This window comes from Arthrobacter citreus (genome assembly GCF_038405225.1).
Lineage (GTDB): Bacteria > Actinomycetota > Actinomycetes > Actinomycetales > Micrococcaceae > Arthrobacter_B > Arthrobacter_B citreus_A.
In genome coordinates this window covers 1,034,222-1,054,709 of sequence record NZ_CP151657.1, presented here as the reverse complement: position 1 = coordinate 1,054,709, position 20,488 = coordinate 1,034,222, and the positions used below count along the sequence as shown (strand labels likewise).

Annotated in this window: 21 protein-coding genes and 1 riboswitch; of the genes, 2 read left to right on the top strand and 19 right to left on the bottom strand. The window is 66.7% G+C overall.

All coding sequences use genetic code 11. The features are described 5' to 3' along the window. Nucleotides 1–17: 17 nt before the first annotated feature. Genes AAE021_RS04910 through pyrR form a run of 4 tightly spaced genes read right to left on the bottom strand, consistent with a single transcriptional unit; the run spans nt 18 to nt 3,461 of the window. The gene (locus tag AAE021_RS04910; RefSeq protein WP_342024503.1) at nt 18–536 is read right to left on the bottom strand and encodes a hypothetical protein; all 519 of its coding nucleotides are present in this window, start codon (nt 534–536) and stop codon (nt 18–20) included. After that, nucleotides 524–1,882 (bottom strand): dihydroorotase, encoded by a 1,359-nt coding sequence (locus AAE021_RS04905; RefSeq protein ID WP_342024502.1) that lies wholly within the window; start codon nt 1,880–1,882, stop codon nt 524–526. Before AAE021_RS04905 ends, AAE021_RS04910 begins: the two co-directional genes overlap by 13 nt. A gap of 2 nt (nt 1,883–1,884) precedes the next feature. Further along, nucleotides 1,885–2,883, bottom strand: a complete 999-nt coding sequence (locus tag AAE021_RS04900; protein ID WP_342024501.1) for an aspartate carbamoyltransferase catalytic subunit — start codon at nt 2,881–2,883, stop codon at nt 1,885–1,887. Continuing rightward, entirely contained in the window at nt 2,880–3,461 is a 582-nt protein-coding gene (gene pyrR, locus AAE021_RS04895) for a bifunctional pyr operon transcriptional regulator/uracil phosphoribosyltransferase PyrR (RefSeq protein WP_342024500.1), read from the bottom strand. The genes AAE021_RS04900 and pyrR overlap by 4 nt, the downstream gene beginning before the upstream one ends. A gap of 225 nt (nt 3,462–3,686) precedes the next feature. On the opposite strand from pyrR, the gene AAE021_RS04890 reads away from it, so the two are divergent. Then, nucleotides 3,687–4,931, top strand: coding sequence for a PrsW family intramembrane metalloprotease (locus AAE021_RS04890; protein WP_342024499.1), 1,245 nt, complete (start codon nt 3,687–3,689; stop codon nt 4,929–4,931). A gap of 78 nt (nt 4,932–5,009) precedes the next feature. Here AAE021_RS04890 and nusB read toward each other — a convergent pair whose 3' ends face one another. From nusB to AAE021_RS04825, 13 genes are all read right to left on the bottom strand, one after another. Continuing rightward, nucleotides 5,010–5,420, bottom strand: coding sequence for a transcription antitermination factor NusB (nusB, locus tag AAE021_RS04885; RefSeq protein WP_342024498.1), 411 nt, complete (start codon nt 5,418–5,420; stop codon nt 5,010–5,012). Then, nucleotides 5,417–5,980 (bottom strand): elongation factor P, encoded by a 564-nt coding sequence (efp, locus tag AAE021_RS04880; protein WP_342024497.1) that lies wholly within the window; start codon nt 5,978–5,980, stop codon nt 5,417–5,419. The genes nusB and efp overlap by 4 nt, the downstream gene beginning before the upstream one ends. 68 nt (nt 5,981–6,048) lie before the next feature. After that, nucleotides 6,049–7,170 (bottom strand): 3-dehydroquinate synthase, encoded by a 1,122-nt coding sequence (gene aroB / locus AAE021_RS04875; RefSeq protein WP_342024496.1) that lies wholly within the window; start codon nt 7,168–7,170, stop codon nt 6,049–6,051. Between the two features lie 4 nt (nt 7,171–7,174). After that, a complete protein-coding gene (locus AAE021_RS04870) occupies nt 7,175–7,708 on the bottom strand; it encodes a shikimate kinase (RefSeq protein WP_342024495.1) in 534 nt (177 codons plus the stop codon). Beyond that, nucleotides 7,692–8,906 carry a chorismate synthase gene (gene aroC / locus AAE021_RS04865; protein ID WP_342024494.1) on the bottom strand — a complete coding sequence of 405 codons (1,215 nt, stop codon included), beginning with the start codon at nt 8,904–8,906 and terminating at the stop codon, nt 7,692–7,694. Before aroC ends, AAE021_RS04870 begins: the two co-directional genes overlap by 17 nt. Before the next feature lie 32 nt (nt 8,907–8,938). Beyond that, nucleotides 8,939–9,835, bottom strand: coding sequence for a shikimate dehydrogenase (locus AAE021_RS04860; RefSeq protein ID WP_342024493.1), 897 nt, complete (start codon nt 9,833–9,835; stop codon nt 8,939–8,941). Next, nucleotides 9,836–11,035 (bottom strand): endolytic transglycosylase MltG, encoded by a 1,200-nt coding sequence (mltG, locus tag AAE021_RS04855; RefSeq protein WP_342024492.1) that lies wholly within the window; start codon nt 11,033–11,035, stop codon nt 9,836–9,838. Nucleotides 11,036–11,061: 26 nt separating this feature from the next. Beyond that, a complete protein-coding gene (gene ruvX / locus AAE021_RS04850; RefSeq protein WP_342024491.1) occupies nt 11,062–11,643 on the bottom strand; it encodes a Holliday junction resolvase RuvX in 582 nt (193 codons plus the stop codon). A 1-nt stretch (nt 11,644) separates the two neighbouring features. Continuing rightward, entirely contained in the window at nt 11,645–14,338 is a 2,694-nt protein-coding gene (gene alaS, locus AAE021_RS04845) for an alanine--tRNA ligase (RefSeq protein WP_342024490.1), read from the bottom strand. Nucleotides 14,339–14,425: 87 nt separating this feature from the next. Next, a complete protein-coding gene (locus AAE021_RS04840; protein WP_342024489.1) occupies nt 14,426–14,680 on the bottom strand; it encodes a hypothetical protein in 255 nt (84 codons plus the stop codon). Nucleotides 14,681–14,709: 29 nt separating this feature from the next. Next, nucleotides 14,710–15,081, bottom strand: a complete 372-nt coding sequence (locus AAE021_RS04835) for a DUF948 domain-containing protein (protein WP_342024488.1) — start codon at nt 15,079–15,081, stop codon at nt 14,710–14,712. 222 nt (nt 15,082–15,303) lie between these two features. Further along, entirely contained in the window at nt 15,304–15,930 is a 627-nt protein-coding gene (rpsD, locus tag AAE021_RS04830; protein WP_229965537.1) for a 30S ribosomal protein S4, read from the bottom strand. 226 nt (nt 15,931–16,156) lie between these two features. Continuing rightward, entirely contained in the window at nt 16,157–17,593 is a 1,437-nt protein-coding gene (locus AAE021_RS04825) for a replication-associated recombination protein A (protein ID WP_342024487.1), read from the bottom strand. A gap of 76 nt (nt 17,594–17,669) precedes the next feature. Here AAE021_RS04825 and AAE021_RS04820 point away from each other — a divergent pair, with 76 nt between their 5' ends. Next, a complete protein-coding gene (locus tag AAE021_RS04820) occupies nt 17,670–18,305 on the top strand; it encodes an acVLRF1 family peptidyl-tRNA hydrolase (protein ID WP_342024486.1) in 636 nt (211 codons plus the stop codon). Here AAE021_RS04820 and AAE021_RS04815 read toward each other — a convergent pair. Both AAE021_RS04815 and AAE021_RS04810 read right to left on the bottom strand, forming a co-directional pair. Next, nucleotides 18,292–19,362 (bottom strand): nitronate monooxygenase, encoded by a 1,071-nt coding sequence (locus AAE021_RS04815; RefSeq protein WP_342024485.1) that lies wholly within the window; start codon nt 19,360–19,362, stop codon nt 18,292–18,294. The two genes, AAE021_RS04820 and AAE021_RS04815, sit on opposite strands and share 14 nt — an antisense overlap. 16 nt (nt 19,363–19,378) lie before the next feature. Then, nucleotides 19,379–20,215 carry a PhzF family phenazine biosynthesis protein gene (locus tag AAE021_RS04810; protein WP_342024484.1) on the bottom strand — a complete coding sequence of 279 codons (837 nt, stop codon included), beginning with the start codon at nt 20,213–20,215 and terminating at the stop codon, nt 19,379–19,381. Between the two features lie 144 nt (nt 20,216–20,359). After that, nucleotides 20,360–20,480: riboswitch (SAM riboswitch) on the top strand. Nucleotides 20,481–20,488 lie beyond the last annotated feature (8 nt).

Sequence of the window (20,488 nt, the reverse complement as noted above, 5' to 3'; positions counted from 1 at the left end):
GGGGGTGTGCTGCACGGTCACAGTTGTTCCTCGCTTGTTTCCGCCGGTTCGGCCGGCAGGATTTCGGTGATGGCTGATACCAGGGGGGTCTTTTCTTCGGCCGAGCGGGTGCGGAAGCCGGTGTCCACCGCGGTGGTTCCGAGCTTCCAAGTCACAATGACCAGCCCTTCCTTCTCGACAAACTTTCCGGCCATGCCGCGCTCCAGGCGGACGGCTTCCAGGTCCTGGCGGGGAATCCACACGTCGGGGGCGCCGCTGCGGACCATCAGCAGGCCCTCGTCGAAGACGGCTGCCGTGGCATTGGACTTGACGCCCAGGCCGTAGACGGCAATCCGGTCCAGCCAGTCGCCTGCGGTGGTGGTGCAGACGTACTGGCCCAGGGCCTGGAAACGGGGTTCCTCCAGGCCGTCAGGCATGGGGACGGGACGCGGTACGCCCTGCTGGCGCTTGCGGCGCCCGCGCCAGCCCAGGGCGAACAGGCCCAGGAGCACGACGATCAGGGCCACCAGGCCCAGGGCGAATATCACGCGGTCCATGCGGACTCCTCTGTGGAAACGGGGTGAGGTGTGTTGAGGGCGGCATCCAGGACCGTGGGATGACCGGCGAAGAAGGTGGCCTGCACCACGCCGGGCAGTTCCATACCGGCAAATGGTGAGTTACGTCCCTTTGAAGCCATCTTATTCGGGTCCACCGTGCGGCGCGCAGACGGGTTCACCAATATGACGTTGGCGGGTTCACCGGCAGCAAGCGGCCGGCCCTGTGTTTGAACGGCGCCGATGGCTGCGGGGGTGATGGAAGTCACGCGGGCGAAGCCCTCCCAGTCCATCAGTCCGGTGTCGATCATGGCGTGCTGGATGACCGAAAGCGCGGTTTCCAGTCCGGTCATGCCCATGGCCGCCTGCGCCCACTCGCATTCCTTGTGCTCGGAGGGATGCGGGGCGTGGTCAGTTCCGACAATGTCGATGGTGCCGTCGGCGAGGCCACGGCGCAGCGCCTCGACGTCGGCGGCGGTGCGCAGCGGCGGGTTGACCTTGTAGACCGGGTTGTAGCTGCTCACCAGGTCATCGGTGAGCAGCAGGTGGTGCGGGGTGACTTCGGCGGTGACGCTGATGCCCCGTTCCTTGGCCCAGCGGATGATTTCCACGGACCCGGCGGTGGACACGTGGCAGACGTGCAGGCGGGATCCGGTGTGCTGCGCCAGCAGCACGTCACGGGCAATGATCGATTCCTCGGCCACGGCCGGCCATCCGGCCAGGCCCAGGACGGCGCTGACGTCGCCCTCGTTCATTTGGGCGCCTTCGGTCAGGCGGGGTTCCTGGGCGTGCTGGGCGATGACGCCGTCAAACGCTTTGACGTATTCCAGGGCACGGCGCATGAGCACCGGATCGGAGACGCATTTGCCGTCATCGGAGAAGACGCGGACCTGGGCGCGGGAGTCGGCCATGGCACCGAGTTCCGCCAGCCGCTCCCCCTCCAGGCCCACCGTCACGGCGCCGACCGGGCGCACGTCCACCCAGCCGGACCGGCGGCCCAGGCTGTGGACCTGTTCCACGACGCCGGCCGTGTCAGCAACCGGGTTGGAGTTGGCCATGGCGTGCACTGCGGTGAATCCCCCGAGGGCTGCGGCGCGGGTGCCGGTTTCCACGGTCTCGGCGTCTTCGCGGCCGGGTTCGCGCAGGTGGGTGTGCAGGTCCACCATGCCGGACAGCGCGATCAGGCCGGCGGCATCGATGACGACGGCGTCTTCCGGGGCGTCCAGCGCCGGGCCGACGGCGGTGATCATGCCGCCGTGAATCAGCAGGTCGGCCGTGTCCCGGCCCAGGATCGATGCGTTGCGGATCAGGTAGGTTCCGGCCGCTGCGGGACCGTTCGGGTTTTGCATGTTCACTGTGCGTTCTCCAAGGTGGCGGTGCCGGCCGGGGTGTTTTCACCGGACAGCAGAAGGTAAAGGGCGGCCATGCGGACGGACACGCCGTTGCTGACCTGCTCAAGGATGGTGGCCCGCGGCGAATCCGCCGCACGGGAGGAAATTTCCAGTCCGCGGTTCATCGGACCCGGGTGCAGCAGGATGGTGTCTTTGAGGCCCAGGGTGTCCAGCCGGTCCAGCCGGACGTCGTCGAATCCCCACCGGCGGGAGTACTCGCGCACCGAGGGGAAGAAGGCTGAGTGCATCCGTTCGCCCTGCACGCGCAGCATCATGACGGCGTCGGGTCCGGTTTCCAGTGCGGCGTCCAGGTCGTAACTGACGTTGCAGGGCCAGGACTCGACGCCGAAGGGCAGCAGGGTGGGCGGGGCCACCAGCGTGACGGTGGCACCGAGCGTGCGCAGCAGCCACAGATCGGAGCGGGCCACCCGTGAGTGCAGGACATCGCCCACGATTACCACGTGCATGCCGGTGAGGTCGCTTCCGGTGGAGGCGGTGCCGTGCAGCCGCGCCCAGTGCCGGCGCATGGTGAAGGCGTCCAGCAGCGCCTGTGTGGGGTGCTCGTGCGTGCCGTCTCCGGCGTTGAGCACCGCGGCGCTGATCCAGCCGGAGCCGGCAAGCCGTGCCGGAGCTCCGGAGGATCCGTGCCGGATCACGACGGCGTCCGCTCCGATGGCTTCCAGCGTCTGCGCGGTGTCCTTCAGCGACTCGCCCTTGGACACCGAGGAGCCCTTGGCGGAGAAGTTGATGACGTCCGCGGACAGGCGCTTGGCGGCGGCTTCAAAGGAGATCCGGGTCCGGGTGGAGTCCTCGAAGAAGAGGTTGACCACGGTCCGGCCGCGCAGTGCGGGCAGTTTTTTGACCTCGCGCTGCGACACCGCCGCCATTTGCTCGGCGGTGTCCAGGATGGCCATGGCGTCGTCCCGGCTGAGGTCCCGGGTGGACAGCAGATGCCTCACAGGGTGCCCTCGATGACAACTTCGTCTACGGCCGGGGTGTCGGTTTCCCGCAGATGCACGCGGACTTTTTCCACGATGGCGGTGGGCAGGTTCTTGCCCACGTGGTCAGCCCGGATGGGCAGTTCGCGGTGTCCGCGGTCCACCAGCACGGCGAGCCGGACAACACGGGGGCGGCCCAAATCCACCAGCGCGTCCAGGGCGGCGCGGATGGTCCGGCCGGAATACAGGACGTCGTCAACGAGGACCACCACTTTGTCATCAATTCCGGACAGCGGAACTTTGGTGGCGTGGGGCGTGCGGGTGGGCTGGCGGGCCAGATCGTCACGGAACATGGTGACGTCCAGCTGCCCGACGATGGCGGCGGGGTCCACCGATGGGTCTGCGGCGGCAATTTTGTCGGCCAGCCGGCGGGCGAGGGGGTAGCCCCTGCGCGGAATGCCCATCAGGACGAGGTCCGAGGCCCCTTTGTTGGCTTCCAGGATTTCGTGGGCAATCCGGGTAAGCGCGCGGTCAATATCAGCTGAAGCCAGAACGGTGCGTGCGGGCGCGGGTGCGCCCGGCGGGTTGGACAAGTCCATATTCTGCCTCCTCCTTCCCCGCCTCACAGGACGGAATTTAAAGGGTGAATGCGGTTTCAAGCTATCACAGCACCGGCCTGGGGCCCGCTCTGTGACGTCCGGCGGCGGGCGGAGCAGGAGCGGCGCACAGCCGGACAGCCTGGCACTTTTCATCCCCAGTGCGGCCGTGTTCGGAACCGCTGCGGGTTTTTACTCATAGTGTTGCCCTATGACAGGCACAGCCCCATGAGCGGACCCTTCCCCGACAACCCTGCCGGCCGGAACGGGGCCGTCCCCCTAACTCCCCACGGTGCTGCACCCGGCCCGGCCCGGCTCCAGCCGCCCGGACACGGACCCGTCCCGGTCCAGCCGCTGTTCTCCACCCAGCCCCGCGGACGCACCGGTACGGCGGTAACCGTCCTGCTGATCATCGGTGCGGCGCTGGTCCTGCTGCTGGTGGCCTGGTTCCTGTGGTGGCGGCTGGGAACCGTTGCCTTCCTGCTGTGCGGGATCCTGGCGCTGGTGCCGCTGGGCATTTGCCTGCTGGGTCTGAGCTGGGTGGACCGGTGGGAGCCCGAACCGCGCTCGGCGCTCCTCTTTGCGTTCCTGTGGGGTGCCGGCATTTCGGTGGGCATCACGCTGCTCGTGGGCCCCTCTGTGGCCGGAGCCCTGTACAGCCTGTTTCCCGGGCTGGCCCCGGAGTTCATCGGGCCGGTCCTGGAAGCGCCGCTGGTCGAGGAAACCGCCAAAGGACTCGGGGTCCTGCTCCTGGTGTTTGTGCGGCGCAGCCACTTTGACGGCCCGGTGGACGGGATTGTCTATGCCGGCACCGTGGCGGCAGGCTTCGCCTTCACCGAGAACATCCTGTACTTCGGTTCGGCCCTGATTTCCGACGGCGGACTCGGTGCGGAGCTGGGCTTCGTCTTTGTCCTCCGGGGCCTGTTCTCCCCGTTCGCTCATGTGCTGTTCACCTCCGCCATTGGAGTGGGGCTTGGGCTCGCCGTGCGGCGGGGAGGTGCGCTGCGCATCACCGCCGGCTTCCTGCTGGGCCTGGCTGCGGCCATTGGAGGCCACATGTTCTGGAACGGCGGAACGGCGCTGGTGGCGGGCAGCTTCTTCCTGTTTTATTTCCTGCTGCAGGTGCCGCTGTTTGCGCTGGCCGTGACCGGCGTCGTGCTGCTGCGGCGCGCCGAACAGCGGCTGACCCGGCAGCGGCTGGGCGAATATGCCGCGGCGGGATGGTTCACCCCGGCGGAGGTCCTGATGCTTTCCACGCGTGCCGGCCGGCACCAGGCGATGGCGTGGGCGGGGCAATTTGGCGCACGCAGCACCATGAAGAGCTTTATCCGGGAAGCCACCAGGCTTGCGCTGACGCGCCAGCAGATCGCTGCCGGACGCAACGTTCCGGCCAACCAGGCCGCCGAGCAGACGCTGCTTCAGGCGCTCACCCGCACGCGCACCCTGATGCTGGCCCGCGCCGGAGGCCTCTGACAACGCAAAAACCCGCCCGGGACACGTGAGTGTCCCGGGCGGGTTTCCATCAGTTCAGAACGGTCCGACCTAAAAGGCTCAGGCCAGCAGTGACGGCTTGAGCTGGTGAAGCCGGCTCAGCAGCCCGTTCACAAACGACGGCGACTCGTCCGTGGACAGGGTCTTGGCGAGCTCAACAGCCTCGCTGATCGCCACCTTGTCCGGGACGTCGTCGTTGTACAGCAGTTCCCAGGTCCCGATCCGCAGGATGATGCGGTCCACGGAAGGCATGCGCTCCAGCGGCCAGCCCTGGGAGTACGTGCCCAGGAACTCGTCGATGGTTTCCTGCTTGGAAACCACACCCTCCACCAGTTCAAGGGTGTAGGGGTTGATCGTCTGATCGGTCTGTTCCCGGCGTGCCTTGATCATGTCAAAGACCGACGCTGAACGTTGTTCAGCTTCAAACAGAACTTCCAGTGCCCGTGTCCGGGCCTTAGTGCGTGCGCTCACTCGTTAACGCGTCCCAAATAATCGCCGTTGCGGGTATCTACCTTGACCTTGGTGCCCTGTTCCAGGAACAGCGGAACCTGAATCTCGTAGCCGGTCTCCACGGTGGCAGGCTTGGTGCCGCCGGTGGAGCGGTCGCCCTGCAGGCCCGGCTCCGTGTACGTGATTTCCAGAACCACGGACGGGGGAAGCTCGATGTACAGCGGGGAACCCTCGTGGATGGCGATCGTCACCATCATGGACTCGAGCATGAAGTTGGCGTTGTCGCCCACAATGGTGCCCGGTACGGTCAGCTGATCGTAATCGGAGGTGTCCATGAAGACGTAGTCGTCGCCGTCCTGGTACAGGTACTGGTAATCACGGCGGTCAACGCTGGCAGTTTCGATCTTGATGCCGGCGTTGAACGTCTTGTCGACAACCTTGCCCGAACGCACGTTGCGCATCTTGGTCCGAACAAACGCACCACCCTTGCCCGGCTTCACGTGCTGGAACTCGATGATGCTCCAAAGGTTGCCTTCAAGCTTCAGCACGGTGCCGTTCTTGATGTCGTTGGTCGTCGCCACAGTTTCTCTTTCGTTGATTCGCCTGGTTTCGTTTTAAGTCCGTCGACCATTCTACCTGCTCCTGGCAGCTACAGGCTGAGGCGGATGCCGCCCTGAGGCTCGGAAGCGATCTCCTGGTATGCCGCAAAGAGCAGCGACGTGTCCGGAACCTCCAGCATGGACGGCTTGGCCAGTCCGTCCAGGACCACGAATCGCAGCAGGTCACCGCGGGATTTCTTGTCCCGGCGCATCCCGTCCAGCAGGGCCGACCAGCGGTCCTTGCGGTAACTGACGGGCAGCCCCAGCAGGGTGAGGATTTCCTTGTGCCGGTCCGCCGTGGCGTCATCGAGCCGGCCAACCATCCGGCCGAGTTCGGCGGCAAACACCAGTCCCACGGACACCGCCGCGCCGTGGCGCCACTGGTAGCGTTCAGCCAGTTCGATGGAGTGGCCCAGGGTGTGGCCGTAGTTCAGGAATTCCCGCCGTCCGGCTTCGCGCAGATCGGCGGAGACCACCTCGGCTTTCACCGCGATGGAGCGTTCCACGAGTTCGCGCACGACGTCGGAAGCGCCGTCGCCCACGGCCTCCGGATTGGCCTCCACCAGGTCCAGGATGGCCGGATCGGCGATAAAGCCGCACTTGATGACCTCGGCCATGCCGCTGAGCAGCTCATTCTTGGGCAGTGTGCCCAGGGCGTCGAGGTCGGCCAGTACGCCGGCCGGCGGATGGAAGGCCCCCACAAGGTTTTTGCCCTCGGCGGTATTGATGGCGGTCTTGCCGCCAACGGCCGCATCCACCATCCCCAGCAGCGACGTGGGAATGTGCACCACCTTGATGCCGCGCAGCCAGGTGGCCGCCACAAAACCGGCCAGGTCGGTGACGGCGCCGCCGCCCACGGCCACGATGGCGTCGGAGCGGGTGAAGTCGTTCTGGCCCAGGACCTGCCAGCAGAAGGACGCCACCTGGATGTGCTTGCCTTCTTCGGCATCCGGGATTTCAGCGGTGACGGCGGTGAGTCCGGTGGCGGCCAGCTCGTCGCGGACGGTGTCGCCGGTGGCACGGAGCGCACGGGGGTGGATGACCAGGACCCTCCGCACCCGCTCCCCCAGCATGGCGGGGAGGCGGTCCAGCAGTCCGTTGCCGATCACGACGTCGTAATTGCTTGCGGGGCTTTCGCCGGTCACCGGGATGACGGTGGGATCGGAGGCCATGAGGTTAAGCTCCTTCGTTGAGGATGGTCGTCAGCCGGTCAATGATGGCTGTGACGGTGAGGCCCCTGGTGTCAATGGTGATGTCGGCCAGGGATTCGTACACGGGGCGCCGCGCCTTCGCCAGTTCCTGCCAGCGGCGCGCGGGGTCACCGGCCAGCAGGGGGCGGTGACCGGATCGGACAATGCGGGGCAGAACGGTTTCCAGGTCGGTGTCCAGGAAAACCACCGTGGCGCCGGACCGCAGCAGCTGCTGGGTGCCCGTGTCCAGGACCGCCCCGCCGCCCAGGGAAATGACCCCGGGGTTTTTCTCGGCCAGGGCCGATGCGACGGCGCGTGCTTCGAGTTCCCGGAAGTAGCATTCCCCGCGCGCGGCAAAGAGCTCGGATATGGGCCCGTGGCGCTCGGTGATGAGCTGGTCCGTGTCGGTGAACTTCAGCTGGCGGCGGGACGCGAATTCGCGTCCCACCACCGATTTCCCGGCCGCCATAAAGCCGATCAGGACAAGGTGCCGGAAGGGCTGCTCAGTCTGTGGCGGCACTGGTGCCAGCCGATTCCAGGGCACCCGGAATGTTCTCCAGGTAGGACCGCAGGTTCCGTGCCGTTTCGGCCAGGGAATCGCCGCCGAACTTCTCGGTGACGGCTTCGGCCAGCACCAGGGCAACCATTGCTTCGGCCACCACGCCGGCGGCGGGAACGGCGCATACGTCGGAGCGCTGGTGATGGGCGCGGGCCGGCTCGCCGGTGCTGACGTCAACGGTCTGCAGCGCGTGCGGAACGGTGGCGATGGGTTTCATGGCTGCGCGGACCCGCAGGACCTCGCCAATGCTCATGCCGCCTTCGATGCCTCCGGCGCGGTTCCCGGAGCGGACCACGCGGCCGTCGGCGTCCTGGAGGATTTCGTCGTGTGCGGCTGAACCGCGGCGTGCCGCAGTGAGGAAGCCGTCACCGATTTCCACGCCCTTGATGGCCTGGATCCCCATCAGCGCGCCGGCGATCCGCGCATCAAGGCGGCGGTCCCAGTGCGTGTAGCTGCCCAGTCCCGGCGGAAGGCCGTAGGCCACAACCTCCACGACACCGCCCAGCGTCTCACCGTCCTTGTGGGCCGCGTCCACCTCGGCCACCATGGCGGCCGAAACATCGGCGTTGAAGCAGCGCATCGGATCCGCGTCGAGGGCGGCGACGTCGCCGGCACCCGGAATGGCGGAGCCTTCGGGGCTGCCAACTCCGGCAATGCTCACGGTGTGCGAGACCAGGGAAATGCCCAGCGACTTCAGGAACGAGGACGCCACTGCCCCCAGCGCCACGCGGGCGGCCGTTTCCCGCGCACTGGCACGCTCCAGCACGGGACGGGCTTCATCAAAACCGTACTTCTGCATTCCGGTGAAGTCAGCGTGTCCGGGCCGCGGCCGGGTGAGCGGGGCGTTCCGGGCGGATTCGGCGAGCAGGGCCGGGTCCACCGGATCCGGCGACATGACCTGCTGCCACTTGGGCCATTCGGTGTTGCCCACCTCGATGGCCACGGGTCCGCCCTGGGTGAGTCCGTGCCGGACTCCCCCGAGGATGCGGACCGCATCCTGTTCAAACTTCATCCGCGCACCGCGCCCGTAGCCAAGCCGGCGGCGCGCCAGTGCCTCCTGGATCATGGCAGTGTTCACTTCGACGCCCGCAGGGACGCCCTCAACTATTCCTACCAGTGCAGGCCCATGGGACTCACCGGCGGTCAACCAACGCAACATGGTTTCAATACTGCCATGTCCGGTCCGCGCCTTCAGCGCCGCGGTGCCCCCACAGCGTCACACATCACGTTTGTGACGGAATTCTCTTCACGGAACGCCCCGCCGGTAAACAGACGCACCTGTTCCACCGCCTGGTACAGCAGCATTTCCAATCCGGGAACAATGAGCCCGCCCTGTGCCTCCCACACGCCGGCAATCCGGCTCGGCCACGGGTCATAGGCAACATCCAGCAGGACGGCGCCGGCGCCCGCCGCTCCGTGCGGCGCCGCGGCCAGCTGGTCCGCCAGGGCATCGGCACCGTGAGGGGGAAGCGTGGAAATGACGACGTCGGCGCCGGCACAGGCGGCTGCCGCCTCTTCCCAGGGGCGCAGCCGCACCTCTGTCCCGGTGCGGCGTCCAACGCCGGCCACCGGTGGAACTCCGTCCGGCCCTGCGGTGAACCTGCGCGCACAGACCGAAACCGATGCGGCCTCCAGGCGTGCCGCAGCTGCGACGGCGGCGCAGGCGGTGCCGCCGGCACCGAGGATGACCACGTGCGGGTTACCCTGGGCGCCGGCATGGCGCAGCGCATTGACGATGCCTGTGACATCAGTGTTGTGCCCGGTGAGGACCACACCGCCGTCCGTGTAGTCGAAGGTCACCGTGTTCAGCACCTGCAGGTCCTCAGCCGTGGACGTGAGGGCGTCCATGGCGGGGAGCAGTGCCGCCTTCAGCGGCATGGTCACCGACAGTCCGGCCCACCGGGGCCCGGCCGGATCCGTTTCCCGGAGGGACGCGGCAAAGGCTGCCGCGTCCTCTTCGGGGACGTCAATCCGGTCGTAGGAACAGTCAAACCCGAGGTACCCGTAGGCGGCGCGGTGCAGCAGCGGAGATTTGGAGTGCCCGATCGGATGCCCCAGCACAGCTGCCCGCAGCGGGCTAGGCGTCAATTACCCGCACCTGCCCGGTTCCTGCTTGCCGCACCATTCCTGGTACTGGAGCACGTATTTCGCGTGTTCCGCCAGGGTTGAGGAGAACTCGGTCTGGCCGGTGTCCAGGTTGACCGTCACCCAGTAGTAGTACGGCACATCGGCGGGATTGGCGGCCGCGTCAATGGCCTCCTTGCTGGGGGAACCGATGGGTCCAACCGGCAGCCCGGGGTTGGCGTACGTGTTGTAGGGGTTGGACTTGTCAGCCTTTTCCTCCGGCGTCAGGTCATAGCTCTTGCGGTTCAGTCCGTAGGTCACCGTGGCGTCGGACTGGATCAGGCCGCTGGTTTCCACGTTGTCGGCGCGCAGCCGGTTCTGGATGGAACCTGCCACAGTGGCGTAGTCGGCTTCGCCTGCCTCGGCCTGGATGATGCTGGCCTTGGTCAGGATGCGGTACTGCTCCGCCGGATCAGTGATTCCGGCTTCCTCGAGAGTGGCAAAGGTGTTGTCGACCATTTCCGTAACGATGGAGGTTGCGTCCTGCTCCAGCGGGAAGCGGTATTCGCCCGGGTGCAGGTAGCCCTCCAGGCTGACGGCCTCAGGCGGCAAGCCAAAGGCTCCGGGATTCTGGGCGAGGGCCTCGAATTCGGTCCGGGGAATGCCGGTGGACTCGGTGAGGATGTCGAACACTTCGTTCTGGCGCAGGTCGCGGGCCACCGCGGCGTAGTGCACCGCGGTGCCCTCTTCACCCAGCAGCGCTTCAAGCGCTGCGGAGGAGGACATCTGCTGCTTCATTTCATAGGATCCGGGCTGGATTTCCCGCCCGGCGGACTCCTCGGCGAACGTGTTGACGAACTCCTTGGACGTCGCGATGATATCCTCCGTCTCCAGTTTGGTCCCGATCACCATCGGCCCGTCACCTTCGGCCACGGTAAAGCTGACGCTTCCGGTTCCGGCGCCCTCATAGTCCTTGATCTCGTTCATCCCCAGCAGATCACGCAGGAACATGGTGAGGCCAAATACCACGCCCGCGAAAAACACGAGGACAACAAACATCACAATGGTGCGGCGTCTGCGGCGGCGCTGCTTCTCCCGGGTGGGCCGCCGGCTGCGGCGGGTCTCCTGTTCATCGTCGAAGAACTCCGCCACCGGAGGAGTGTCCTCCGCAGAGTACTCCGTTCCGTGGTGGGCGCTCGGCTCATAGTCCGGTTCCGCCCCCATGGGCGGAAAATCCGGATACCTGTGGCTCACAGCGCGGCCCCGTTTCCGCGCTTATTGTCCTGGGAAATGATTGGCTCCTGTGTCGGGGCCGGCCGGGCGCCTGTCTGGCGGTCCTGCCGGCATGATGTGACTGGCTCCCCCACATCGCGTCCAAGGGAACGCTGCATGTCAATAGCCTGCTGCAGAATAGCGACAGCGGCTGCTTGATCCACCACTCTACGATGATCTTTGCTGTTCAAGCCAGCCTCGTGCAGGGAACGGTGGGCGCTCACGGTGGTGAGGCGCTCATCCACAAGGGTCACGGGAATGCCGCTGCCGCTGCGTTCGAGTTCCGCCAGCAGCAGCTGCGCATAATCCCGCGCCATCTGCGTGGAGGCCGTTTCGGTGCCCCGCATGCTGCGGGGCAGGCCGACAAACACCTCTACGGCCCCGCGGTCGGCCGCCTCGCGGACGAGGACCCGAATGTCGCTGTTCTTTTTCGCGTCCCGTTTGAGGGTCTTCACGGGCATTGCCAGCAAGCCGTCAGGATCGCTCACGGCCAAACCCACCCGGACCAGGCCGACGTCTACCCCCAACTTAACCCCGCGGGGGTAGTCCTTCGGCTCCATGTCAGCCCCGATTGGCAACTGCGGCTTGAATGGCAGTGAGTGCTTCGCCAACCTTGGCGGCGTCCGAGCCGCCGCCCTGGGCAACATCGTCCTTGCCGCCGCCGCCGCCGCCGAGGACGCCGGCAGCGGTCTTCACCAGTGCACCGGCCTTGACGCCGGCGGACCGGGCTTCCTCGTTGGTGGCAACAATGACCACGGGACGGTTGTTCGACACACCGGCAACTGCCACCACGGCGGCGCCGCTGCCCAGGCGGGAACGCAGGTCAAGGGCCAGAGTGCGGAGGTCATCGGCGCCCGCACCCGATCCGGCGTCGTGCGCAAGAACACGGACACCGTCAACATCCACTGCCTTGCTGACAAGCGCGGCGGCGGAAGCGGCCAGATGCTCGCGGCGCAGACGCTCAAGTTCCTTTTCGGTGGCCTTCAGTTTGGCCAGGGTGGCGGCCAGGCGGTCCGGGAGCTGGACGGAGGGAACCTTGAGCATTTCCGAAAGCTCGTTCACCAGGGCGCGTTCCGCGGCCAGGTGGCGGAAGGCGTCCATGCCCACGAAGGCCTCGACGCGGCGGTTTCCGGATCCAACGGACTGCTCCCCCAGCAGGGTGAGGCTGCCAATGCGCGACGTCGACTCCACGTGCGTGCCGCCGCAGAGTTCACGCGACCAGTCGCCGTTCATTTCGACTACCCGCACGCTGTCGCCGTAAGCTTCGCCGAAGAGCGCCGTGGCACCCAGGGCCTTCGCCTCGGCCAGGGACATGATTTTCGTCTCGACCTGGTAGTTGCTCCGGATGGCGAGGTTGGACACCTCTTCGATTTCGGCCTTGGCGGCGTCGGACAGCCCCTCGCCCCAGGAGAAGTCGAAGCGGAGGTAGCCGGCCTTGTTGAAGGAGCCGCGCTGCAGCGCCTCCGGGCCGAGGATCTGGTGCAGGGCGGCATGCACAATGTGCGTACCCGAGTGCGCCTGCTCCGCCTCGTGGCGGCGCTGGGCGTCGACGGCGGCCAGCACTGCCGAGCCCTCCGCGATTTCACCCTCGCGGACAATGGCCTTGTGGACGCTCAGGCCCTTGACCGGGCGCTGGACATCCTGCACTTCCAGGACAAATCCGTCTCCGGTGATGAGGCCGGTGTCTGCGGCCTGGCCGCCGGCTTCGGCGTAGAACGGGGTCTCGTTCAGCACCAGGGAGATTTCCGAACCCTGTCCGGCGTGAGGAACCCGGGCACCGCCGGAGATGATCCCGCGGACCGAGGATTCGCTGGTCAGCTCGTCATAGCCGGTGAACACGGTCTGTCCGGCGGCCAGCAGCTCGTTGAACACCGAAACGTCGTTGTGGCCGTGCTTCTTGCCGCGGGCATCGGCCTGGGCGCGCTGGCGCTGTTCCTGCATCAGGGAACGGAATCCGGCTTCGTCAACCAACAGGCCGGCTTCTTCAGCCATTTCCAGCGTGAGGTCGATCGGGAAACCATACGTGTCATGCAGGGTGAAGGCGTCTTCGCCGGACAGCGGCTTGTTGGCGGCCTGGGATTCCTTGACGGCTTCCTCAAGGCGCTCGGTGCCGGAGGCAATGGTGCGCAGGAACGCCTTTTCCTCGGCGTAGGCGATGCGGCTGATGCGGGCGAAGTCGGTTTCAACCTCGGGGTACGTGCCCTTCATGGCGTCGCGGGAGACCGGAAGCAGTTCGGGCAGGACGGCGGTTTCCACGCCGAGCAGGCGCATGCTGCGGACCGCACGGCGGATCAGGCGGCGCAGCACGTAGCCGCGGCCTTCGTTGGAGGGGCTCACGCCGTCCGAGATCAGCATCAGGGCGGACCGGACGTGGTCGGCCACGACGCGCATCTTGACGTCGTCGGCGTGGTGCGGATCCGAGGGGTCTTCGGCGCTGGTGTAGGTCTTGCCCGAGAGCTCGGCCGCCTTGTCCAGGACGGGGCGGACCTGGTCGGTCTCGTACATGTTCTCCACGCCCTGGAGAATCATGGCCAGGCGCTCCAGGCCAAGGCCCGTGTCAATGTTCTTCTGCGGCAGTTCCCCGGCCACGTCGAAGTCCGTCTTGGACCGCACGGCGGAGAGCTGGTACTGCATGAACACCAGGTTCCAGATCTCGATGTAACGGGTCTCGTCCACGGCCGGACCGCCCTCGAGTCCGTAAGCGGGGCCGCGGTCATAGTAGATCTCGGAGCAGGGCCCGCCGGGGCCGGCCTGGCCGGTGTTCCAGTAGTTGTCGGCCTTGCCGGTCCCGATGATGCGTTCGTTGGGGATGCCGATCTTGTCCCGCCAGATGGCCCGGGCTTCATCGTCGCGCTCGTCGCCGTCTTCATAAACGGTGACCCAGAGGCGCTCGGGATCCAGGCCAAAGCCGCCCTTGTCCACGCTGGATGTCAGCAGTTCCCAGGCGAAGGTGATGGCGTCTTCCTTGAAGTAATCGCCAAAGGAGAAGTTGCCGGCCATCTGGAAGAACGTTCCGTGGCGGGCGGTCTTGCCCACTTCCTCGATGTCAGCCGTGCGGATGCACTTCTGGACGCTGGTGGCGCGCTTGTACGGCGCCTTTTCGCGGGCCGTGAGGTAAGGAATAAAAGGCACCATGCCGGCCACGGTGAAAAGCAGCGACGGATCATTGGTGACGAGGGACGCGGAGGGAACCACCGTGTGGCCCTTGTCGCTGAAGAAATCCAGCCAGCGGCGTGCAATCTCGTGGGACTTCATGGTGCTTTTACCCTTCCGGTAATTCAGGTGTTTCGCAGGTTTAGGCTGCCGGCACGTGGTGCCAGGTGGTGCGGGCGGTTCCGCCGGTCAGCGGCGTGCCGCAGTCATGGACTCGGCAACAGTGTCACCGGTGTCCATGCCCAGGGCGGTGCGCAGCTCGCCTTCGCGTTCGCTCATGCCGTCGCGGAATGCTTCGGCAAAATTCTGCAGGGCATCGGCGGCAGTGCCGATGGCGTGGTTGAGTCCGGCCGGACCCAGGGTGTTCTTGGCATCCGAAAGGCGCCGGACGGCGATGACCCCGATGGTGACACCGATGGACATCCAAAAGACTCGCTTGATCATTCTGGTTCGCTCCTGTGCTGGTGGCGGGGTTAGCGGCTGCGGCGGCCGCGGCTCTTGCTGCGGGAGGAAAGGGCCGAGCGCACTCCATAGCTGAACGCCGAAACCTTGATCAGCGGCGACCCGACGGTTGCGGCCATCAGGGAGGACAGCGCGGAAATGTTTGCCGTGGCGTCGGAGACGTTCGAGGAGATGCCGTCCACCTTCTGCAGCTGCAGGTTGGTGGTGGACACCGTGGTGGTGACTTCCTCGATCAGCGGAGTGGTTTCGTCGCTGATGTTGCGGATGGCGCCGCGCAGCTCATCAAACACCTTGCCCAGCTTCCAGATCGGGACGGCAAGCAGCACTACCAGCACTGCGAACACACCGGCAGCAATCAGACCGGCAATATCTCCACCCGACATGACACTCCTCTTTGGGGGGTTGAAAACTAAGACTTTCCGCTATGTACCTTACCTACTTCACGGACCCCGCACTCACTTGTGGCCCGGGGCACGCCGGGCGGCGAAGCGCGGCATGCCTGCACATCAGTGCACGGCGGGCTGCGCAAAGCCGGGTGTCCCGGTGACGCAAACAGCCCGCGGCGCAGGGCCGCGGGCTGTTCGAAAAATCGAGAGAACTCGAGATTAGCGTGCGTAGTATTCCACGACGAGCTGCTCTTCGCAGGTCACGGGAACTTCCGAGCGCTTCGGGCGGCGCACGAGGCGCGCCTGCAGCTTGTCCAGGGAAACATCCAGGTAGCCCGGAACAGCGGGCAGGACGTCGCGGTGGGCGCCGGCAGCGGCAACCTGGAACGGCGTCATGGTCTCGCTGCGCATGTGCACATGGATGAGCTGGCCTTCGGAAACGCGGAACGACGGGCGGTCCACGCGGGCGCCGTCAACCATGATGTGACGGTGCACAACAAGCTGGCGGGCCTGGGCGATCGTACGGGCAAAGCCCGAACGCAGCACGAGGGCGTCAAGACGCATTTCGAGCAGCTCGATCAGGTTTTCACCGGTCAGACCGGCGGTGCGGCGGGCTTCCTCGAAGACACGGGTCATCTGTGCTTCACGGATACCGTACTGGGCGCGCAGACGCTGCTTTTCACGCAGGCGTACCGCGTAGTCGCTGTCCTGCTTGCGACGTGCGCGGCCGTGCTCACCCGGCGGGTAAGGACGACGCTCGAAGTACTTGGCTGCCTTGGGGGTCAAAGCAATGCCGAGGGCGCGCGAAGCGCGGGCCTGACGGCGTGCACGTGTGTTGTTAGCCACGTTCACCTTTCACTGTTTTGGCGGTTTGGCCACCGCAGCCCCGACTTGCGTCGGAATACCGTGATGACTGATATGTAAGTACTGGCCTCCATTAGGGAGAGCTCGGGCCAACCGCTGCCTTCTGCTACAGACACGGCACCGGGCACAACTGCCCGCCGTAAGCGGGGAGGGGTCCGGCGTCGCGCTTGCCAGTCAACCATCAATCCTAGCATGGAGCGGCAGCTGCTCACTTCCCCCGGATGATCCCGCGGAGCCGCTCCAACCGGGCCGAAATGTCCCGTTCCACGCCGTTGCCGGTGGGCTCGTAGTAGTTGCGGCCCACCAGGTCATCCGGCGGGTACTGCTGCCGGGCCACGCCGTGCGGTTCATCGTGGGAATACACATATCCCTTGCCGTGTCCGAGCTGCTTGGCGCCGGGGTAGTGCGCGTCCCGCAGGTGTGCGGGGATCCCCTGCCCCCTGCCGGCACGCACGTCGGCAATGGCGGCGTTGATGCCGTTGTAGGCGGCATTGGATTTGGGGGCGGTGGCAATGTGCACCACGGCCTCGGCCAAAATGATCCGGCCCTCGGGCATGCCGATCATCTGCACGGCCTGGGCAGCGGCGACGGCGGTCTGCAGTGCGGTGGGATCCGCCATGCCCACGTCCTCGGCAGCGGAAATCATCAGCCGGCGGGAAATGAAGCGCGGGTCCTCGCCCGCTTCGAGCATCTTCGCCAGGTAATGCAGGGCGGCGTCCACGTCGGAGCCGCGCAGGGATTTGATGAAGGCACTGGTCACGTCATAGTGCTGGTCCCCGGCCCGGTCATAGCGCAGCGCGGCCACGTCCAGCGCCTTTTCGGCGTCGCTGAGCGTGACTTCCGGGATCCCGCCGCCGTCGGTCCGTTCGGAGTACGCGACGCCGGCAGCCGCTTCCAGCGCCGTCAGTCCGCGCCGCGCGTCGCCCGCGGCCAGGCGCACCAGGTGCTCCAGGGCCTCTTCGGTGAGCGTCACCCTCCCGGCCAGGCCGCGCTCGTCTTGGACCGCACGCTGCAGCAGCGCAGCGATGTCCTCTTCGGTCAGCGGCTTCAGCGTCAGCAGCAGGGACCGGGACAGCAGCGGCGATACGACGGAGAAGGAGGGATTTTCGGTGGTGGCGGCCACGAGCACCACCCAGCGGTTTTCCACGCCGGGCAGCAGCGCGTCCTGCTGGGCCTTGTTGAACCGGTGGATCTCGTCAAGGAAAAGCACTGTGGTGATGCGGTGCAGGTCGCGGTTGGTCAGCGCATCCTCCATGACCCGGCGGACATCCTTCACGCCGGCCGTGATGGCGGAGAGTTCCACGAACTTCCGTCCGGAGCCGCGCGCCACCACATGCGCCAGAGTGGTTTTGCCCGTGCCGGGAGGACCCCAGAGCATGACCGAGGACGGACCCGCCGGGCCCCGGTCGTCAGCGGATTCGGCCAGCGTCCGCAGTGGCGATCCCGGTCCGAGCAGGTGCTGCTGTCCCACCACCTCGTCCAGCGTCCGCGGCCGCATCCGCACCGCCAGCGGACTGCGGGGGCGTTTGCGGCTGTCGCCGGCACCCTGCCCGCCGCCGTCGTCCCCGGCGTCAGTGCCGGAGCCGGCGTTGGAATCGCTGTCAATGTCGTCGCTGTCAATGTCACTGCTGAACAAATCACTCACACCCCAAGGCTACGCGTGCCGTAGCGTGGGGACGGCCCGGTGAATGCCGGTTCAGCCGCACCGGGAGAACTACCGAATGTCCGCCACACGCACCACCCATGTATCCGCCGACCGGCTGCCGGGCTGGCTGCAGCGCTTCGCCGCCGGCAACGGCGCCGTGACGCTGACGCCCGAACACGGCGGACTGCACGTGGCGGCGGCGAACGGCACGGAAGCGGATTTGCTGGCCCCGTGGCCGGATGACGGCAGGCCGGGACGGGGTGCCGACGACGTCGAACGCCTGATCTCCCTCGCCGGGCAGTCCCGCACGCTGGGCCTTGTGCTGCTGCGGCGCGGCGGGTACGCGGTGGGCGTGGCCCGTGACGGGATGCTCCTGGCTTCCAAGGCCGGCAACCGGTATGTGCAGTCCCGCACCGCCGCCGGCGGCGGCTCGCAGCAGCGCTTCGCACGCCGCCGGACCAACCAGGCCGACGCCCTGGTCCAGACTGCTGCCGAACAGGCGGCAAGGATCTTCACGGAACAGCCACCGGAGTACCTCGTTTTGGGCGGCGACCGGGCCCTGACCGAGCTGCTGGCGGGTGAACGCGTCTTTCAGCCGTTCAGCGGCCTGTCTCGGCTGCGTCCGCTGGACGTGCCGGATCCCAAGCTCGCCGTGCTGGCCAAGGCCGCGAAGGACGCGTCCTCGGTCTTTGTGCGGGTTACGGTTCCGTAGGCTTCCGGCGCCCCACGAGCCGGCGAACAATATCCGCCGCCGGTGCCTCCTCAGCGTTCCGGAAGCCGGTGCCGGCCCACAGGCTGACCCCGTCCGGGTTGCCTTCCGCTGCGGCTGCGGCGCGCAGCGGGCCGGTGATGTGGTTGACGTAGGGGTACGCATCCGGCGCATCCGGATAGGAGCGCATAAAAGCGTTGGTCAGTCCGCGCGCCGGCCGGCCGGAAAACGCGCGGGTCAGTGACGTTTCCCGCCAGCGGGACCCCTGCGCCGCTTCCCGCAGCGCCGCACGGTGCACCCGGCTGGTGCCGGCTTCGGAACTGAGCAGCAGCAGCGTTCCCACTTGGACGGCGGCAGCGCCGCTGGCCAGCGCCGCGGCTGCGTCCGCAGATGTGGTGATTCCGCCGGCTGCAAGGAGTGGAAGCCCGCAGGCTGCCTGGATCTCCTGCAGAAGTTCGTTCAGGGGCACTACGCCGGGGAGTTTGGCGCTGTCCAGTGTTCCGCGGTGTCCGCCGGCTTCCGGTCCCTGGACGCAGAGGGCCCCGGCTCCGGCTTCGGCTGCCGCCTGTGCCTCGTCCACGTCCGTCACGGTGACAATGGTGCAAACATCCCGGGCGGAAAACCCTGCCAGCACCGCCGGCTCCGGCAGTCCAAAGGTGAACGACACCACCGGCACGCGCTCCCCCAGTGCCAGCTCCAGCTTCTCCTGCCAGCCGTCGTCGTCCGCCGGGTCCGGCAGCCCGGGTTCCCGCCCCGTGCCGGCGGCCAGGACGTCACGGTAGGCAAGTGACGCAGCGAGCTTTCCTGCCTGCAGCTCTTCGCTCATCCCGGCGTAGGTGTTGGCGTGGTCGGGCACAAAAATGTTCAGGCCAAAAGGCCCGTCGGTCAGTTCCCGGGTCCGGGTGATCTGCTCGCGGACAGCGGCGGGGCTTTTGTACCCGCCCGCGAGGAAGCCCAGCCCGCCGGCATTACTGACCGCGGCGGCCAGCTCCGGCGTGGACGGTCCGCCGGCCATGGGGGCGCCGACGACGGGAAGCGGCAGGGAACGCAGGGTAAACATGCTTGGATCCGTGGGCCTAAAGGGTGACGGTGCCGTCAATGGAGGTGACCGTGGAGCCGCCCACCCAGATTTTGCCGTCGCGGGTAAAGACGCGGACCCGGCCGTCGCGCCGCACCGCGGTCCCCTGCGTGACGACGTAGCGTTCCGGCGCCAGATTCGCCCCGATCAGCCACTGCGCCAACCCGGCGTTCAGGCTCCCGGTGACCGGATCCTCGGTGATCCCGAGTCCGGGAACAAAAGCACGGACTTCGTAGTCGGTTTCAGCGTCCGCGGGCTGGGCGCCGATGACGCCAACGCGCAGGCTTCCCATGACCACCGGGTCCGGCTTCAGCGCAAGCACTGCCGCTGCATCGGGCAGCAGCAGCCCCAGCCAGCCGGGTCCGTTGTCGATCCAATTGGAGGCGAGAACCTGCGTGCGGTCCAGGTGAAGGGCCTTCAGCGCCTGGTCCAGCACCTCCTCTTCGAGCGGGCCCGAGCGCAGCAGCGGCGGAGCGGCGAAGGCCGCGATGCCCGCGTTGGCATGCAGCGTGACCAGGCCAATGCCGCACTCCTGCACGACGACGTCGGGATAGCGGCGCTTGTTCCCGGCCTCCAGCCACGCGTGGCATGTTCCCAGCGTGGGATGTCCGGCGAAGGGAATCTCACCGCCCGGGGTGAAGATGCGGACGCGGTAGTCCGCGCCGTCGCGGGTGGGCGGCAGCACGAACGTGGTTTCGGAGAGGTTGGTCCACCGCGCGAAGGACTCCATGTCCGCATCGGAAAGGCCCTCAGCTTCCAGCACCACGGCCAGGGGATTCCCCAAATACGGTTCACTGCCAAAAACGTCCACCTGTTTAAACCACCGCTGTTTCATGCCCAAACTCTATCCCCTTATTACCGGGAGTTTGAGGAGTTTTATGAAGCACAGTCGTCACAGGGGAAGTTTTATGAAGCCGAGTTTTACGAACTAAGGCATCTGTTTGCGCCCTGCGTCCGCCGCGCCTAGGTTGGGGAACAGAATCAAGAGTTCCAGCCACGGGCCCTGGCCGGCTGGACGGCAACCCTCTCGCCGTAGCGGGGTGCTCCAGGTGACGATTCGGCCGCCCGGCGAAACTTCCCGGCCGCGGCAAGTACCGTGCTGTTGCCG

What these genes read in the sequence shown, in the direction of transcription:
- AAE021_RS04910 (WP_342024503.1), bottom strand. Translation starts at nt 536, where the DNA reads ATGGACCGCGTGATATTCGCCCTGGGCCTGGTGGCCCTGATCGTCGTG.
- AAE021_RS04905 (WP_342024502.1), bottom strand. Translation starts at nt 1,882, where the DNA reads ATGCAAAACCCGAACGGTCCCGCAGCGGCCGGAACCTACCTGATCCGC.
- pyrR (WP_342024500.1), bottom strand. Translation starts at nt 3,461, where the DNA reads ATGGACTTGTCCAACCCGCCGGGCGCACCCGCGCCCGCACGCACCGTT.
- AAE021_RS04890 (WP_342024499.1), top strand. Translation starts at nt 3,687, where the DNA reads ATGAGCGGACCCTTCCCCGACAACCCTGCCGGCCGGAACGGGGCCGTC.
- aroB (WP_342024496.1), bottom strand. Translation starts at nt 7,170, where the DNA reads ATGGCCTCCGATCCCACCGTCATCCCGGTGACCGGCGAAAGCCCCGCA.
- aroC (WP_342024494.1), bottom strand. Translation starts at nt 8,906, where the DNA reads ATGTTGCGTTGGTTGACCGCCGGTGAGTCCCATGGGCCTGCACTGGTA.
- mltG (WP_342024492.1), bottom strand. Translation starts at nt 11,035, where the DNA reads ATGGGGGCGGAACCGGACTATGAGCCGAGCGCCCACCACGGAACGGAG.
- ruvX (WP_342024491.1), bottom strand. Translation starts at nt 11,643, where the DNA reads ATGGAGCCGAAGGACTACCCCCGCGGGGTTAAGTTGGGGGTAGACGTC.
- alaS (WP_342024490.1), bottom strand. Translation starts at nt 14,338, where the DNA reads ATGAAGTCCCACGAGATTGCACGCCGCTGGCTGGATTTCTTCAGCGAC.
- AAE021_RS04840 (WP_342024489.1), bottom strand. Translation starts at nt 14,680, where the DNA reads ATGATCAAGCGAGTCTTTTGGATGTCCATCGGTGTCACCATCGGGGTC.
- AAE021_RS04835 (WP_342024488.1), bottom strand. Translation starts at nt 15,081, where the DNA reads ATGTCGGGTGGAGATATTGCCGGTCTGATTGCTGCCGGTGTGTTCGCA.
- AAE021_RS04820 (WP_342024486.1), top strand. Translation starts at nt 17,670, where the DNA reads ATGTCCGCCACACGCACCACCCATGTATCCGCCGACCGGCTGCCGGGC.
- AAE021_RS04815 (WP_342024485.1), bottom strand. Translation starts at nt 19,362, where the DNA reads ATGTTTACCCTGCGTTCCCTGCCGCTTCCCGTCGTCGGCGCCCCCATG.
- AAE021_RS04810 (WP_342024484.1), bottom strand. Translation starts at nt 20,215, where the DNA reads ATGAAACAGCGGTGGTTTAAACAGGTGGACGTTTTTGGCAGTGAACCG.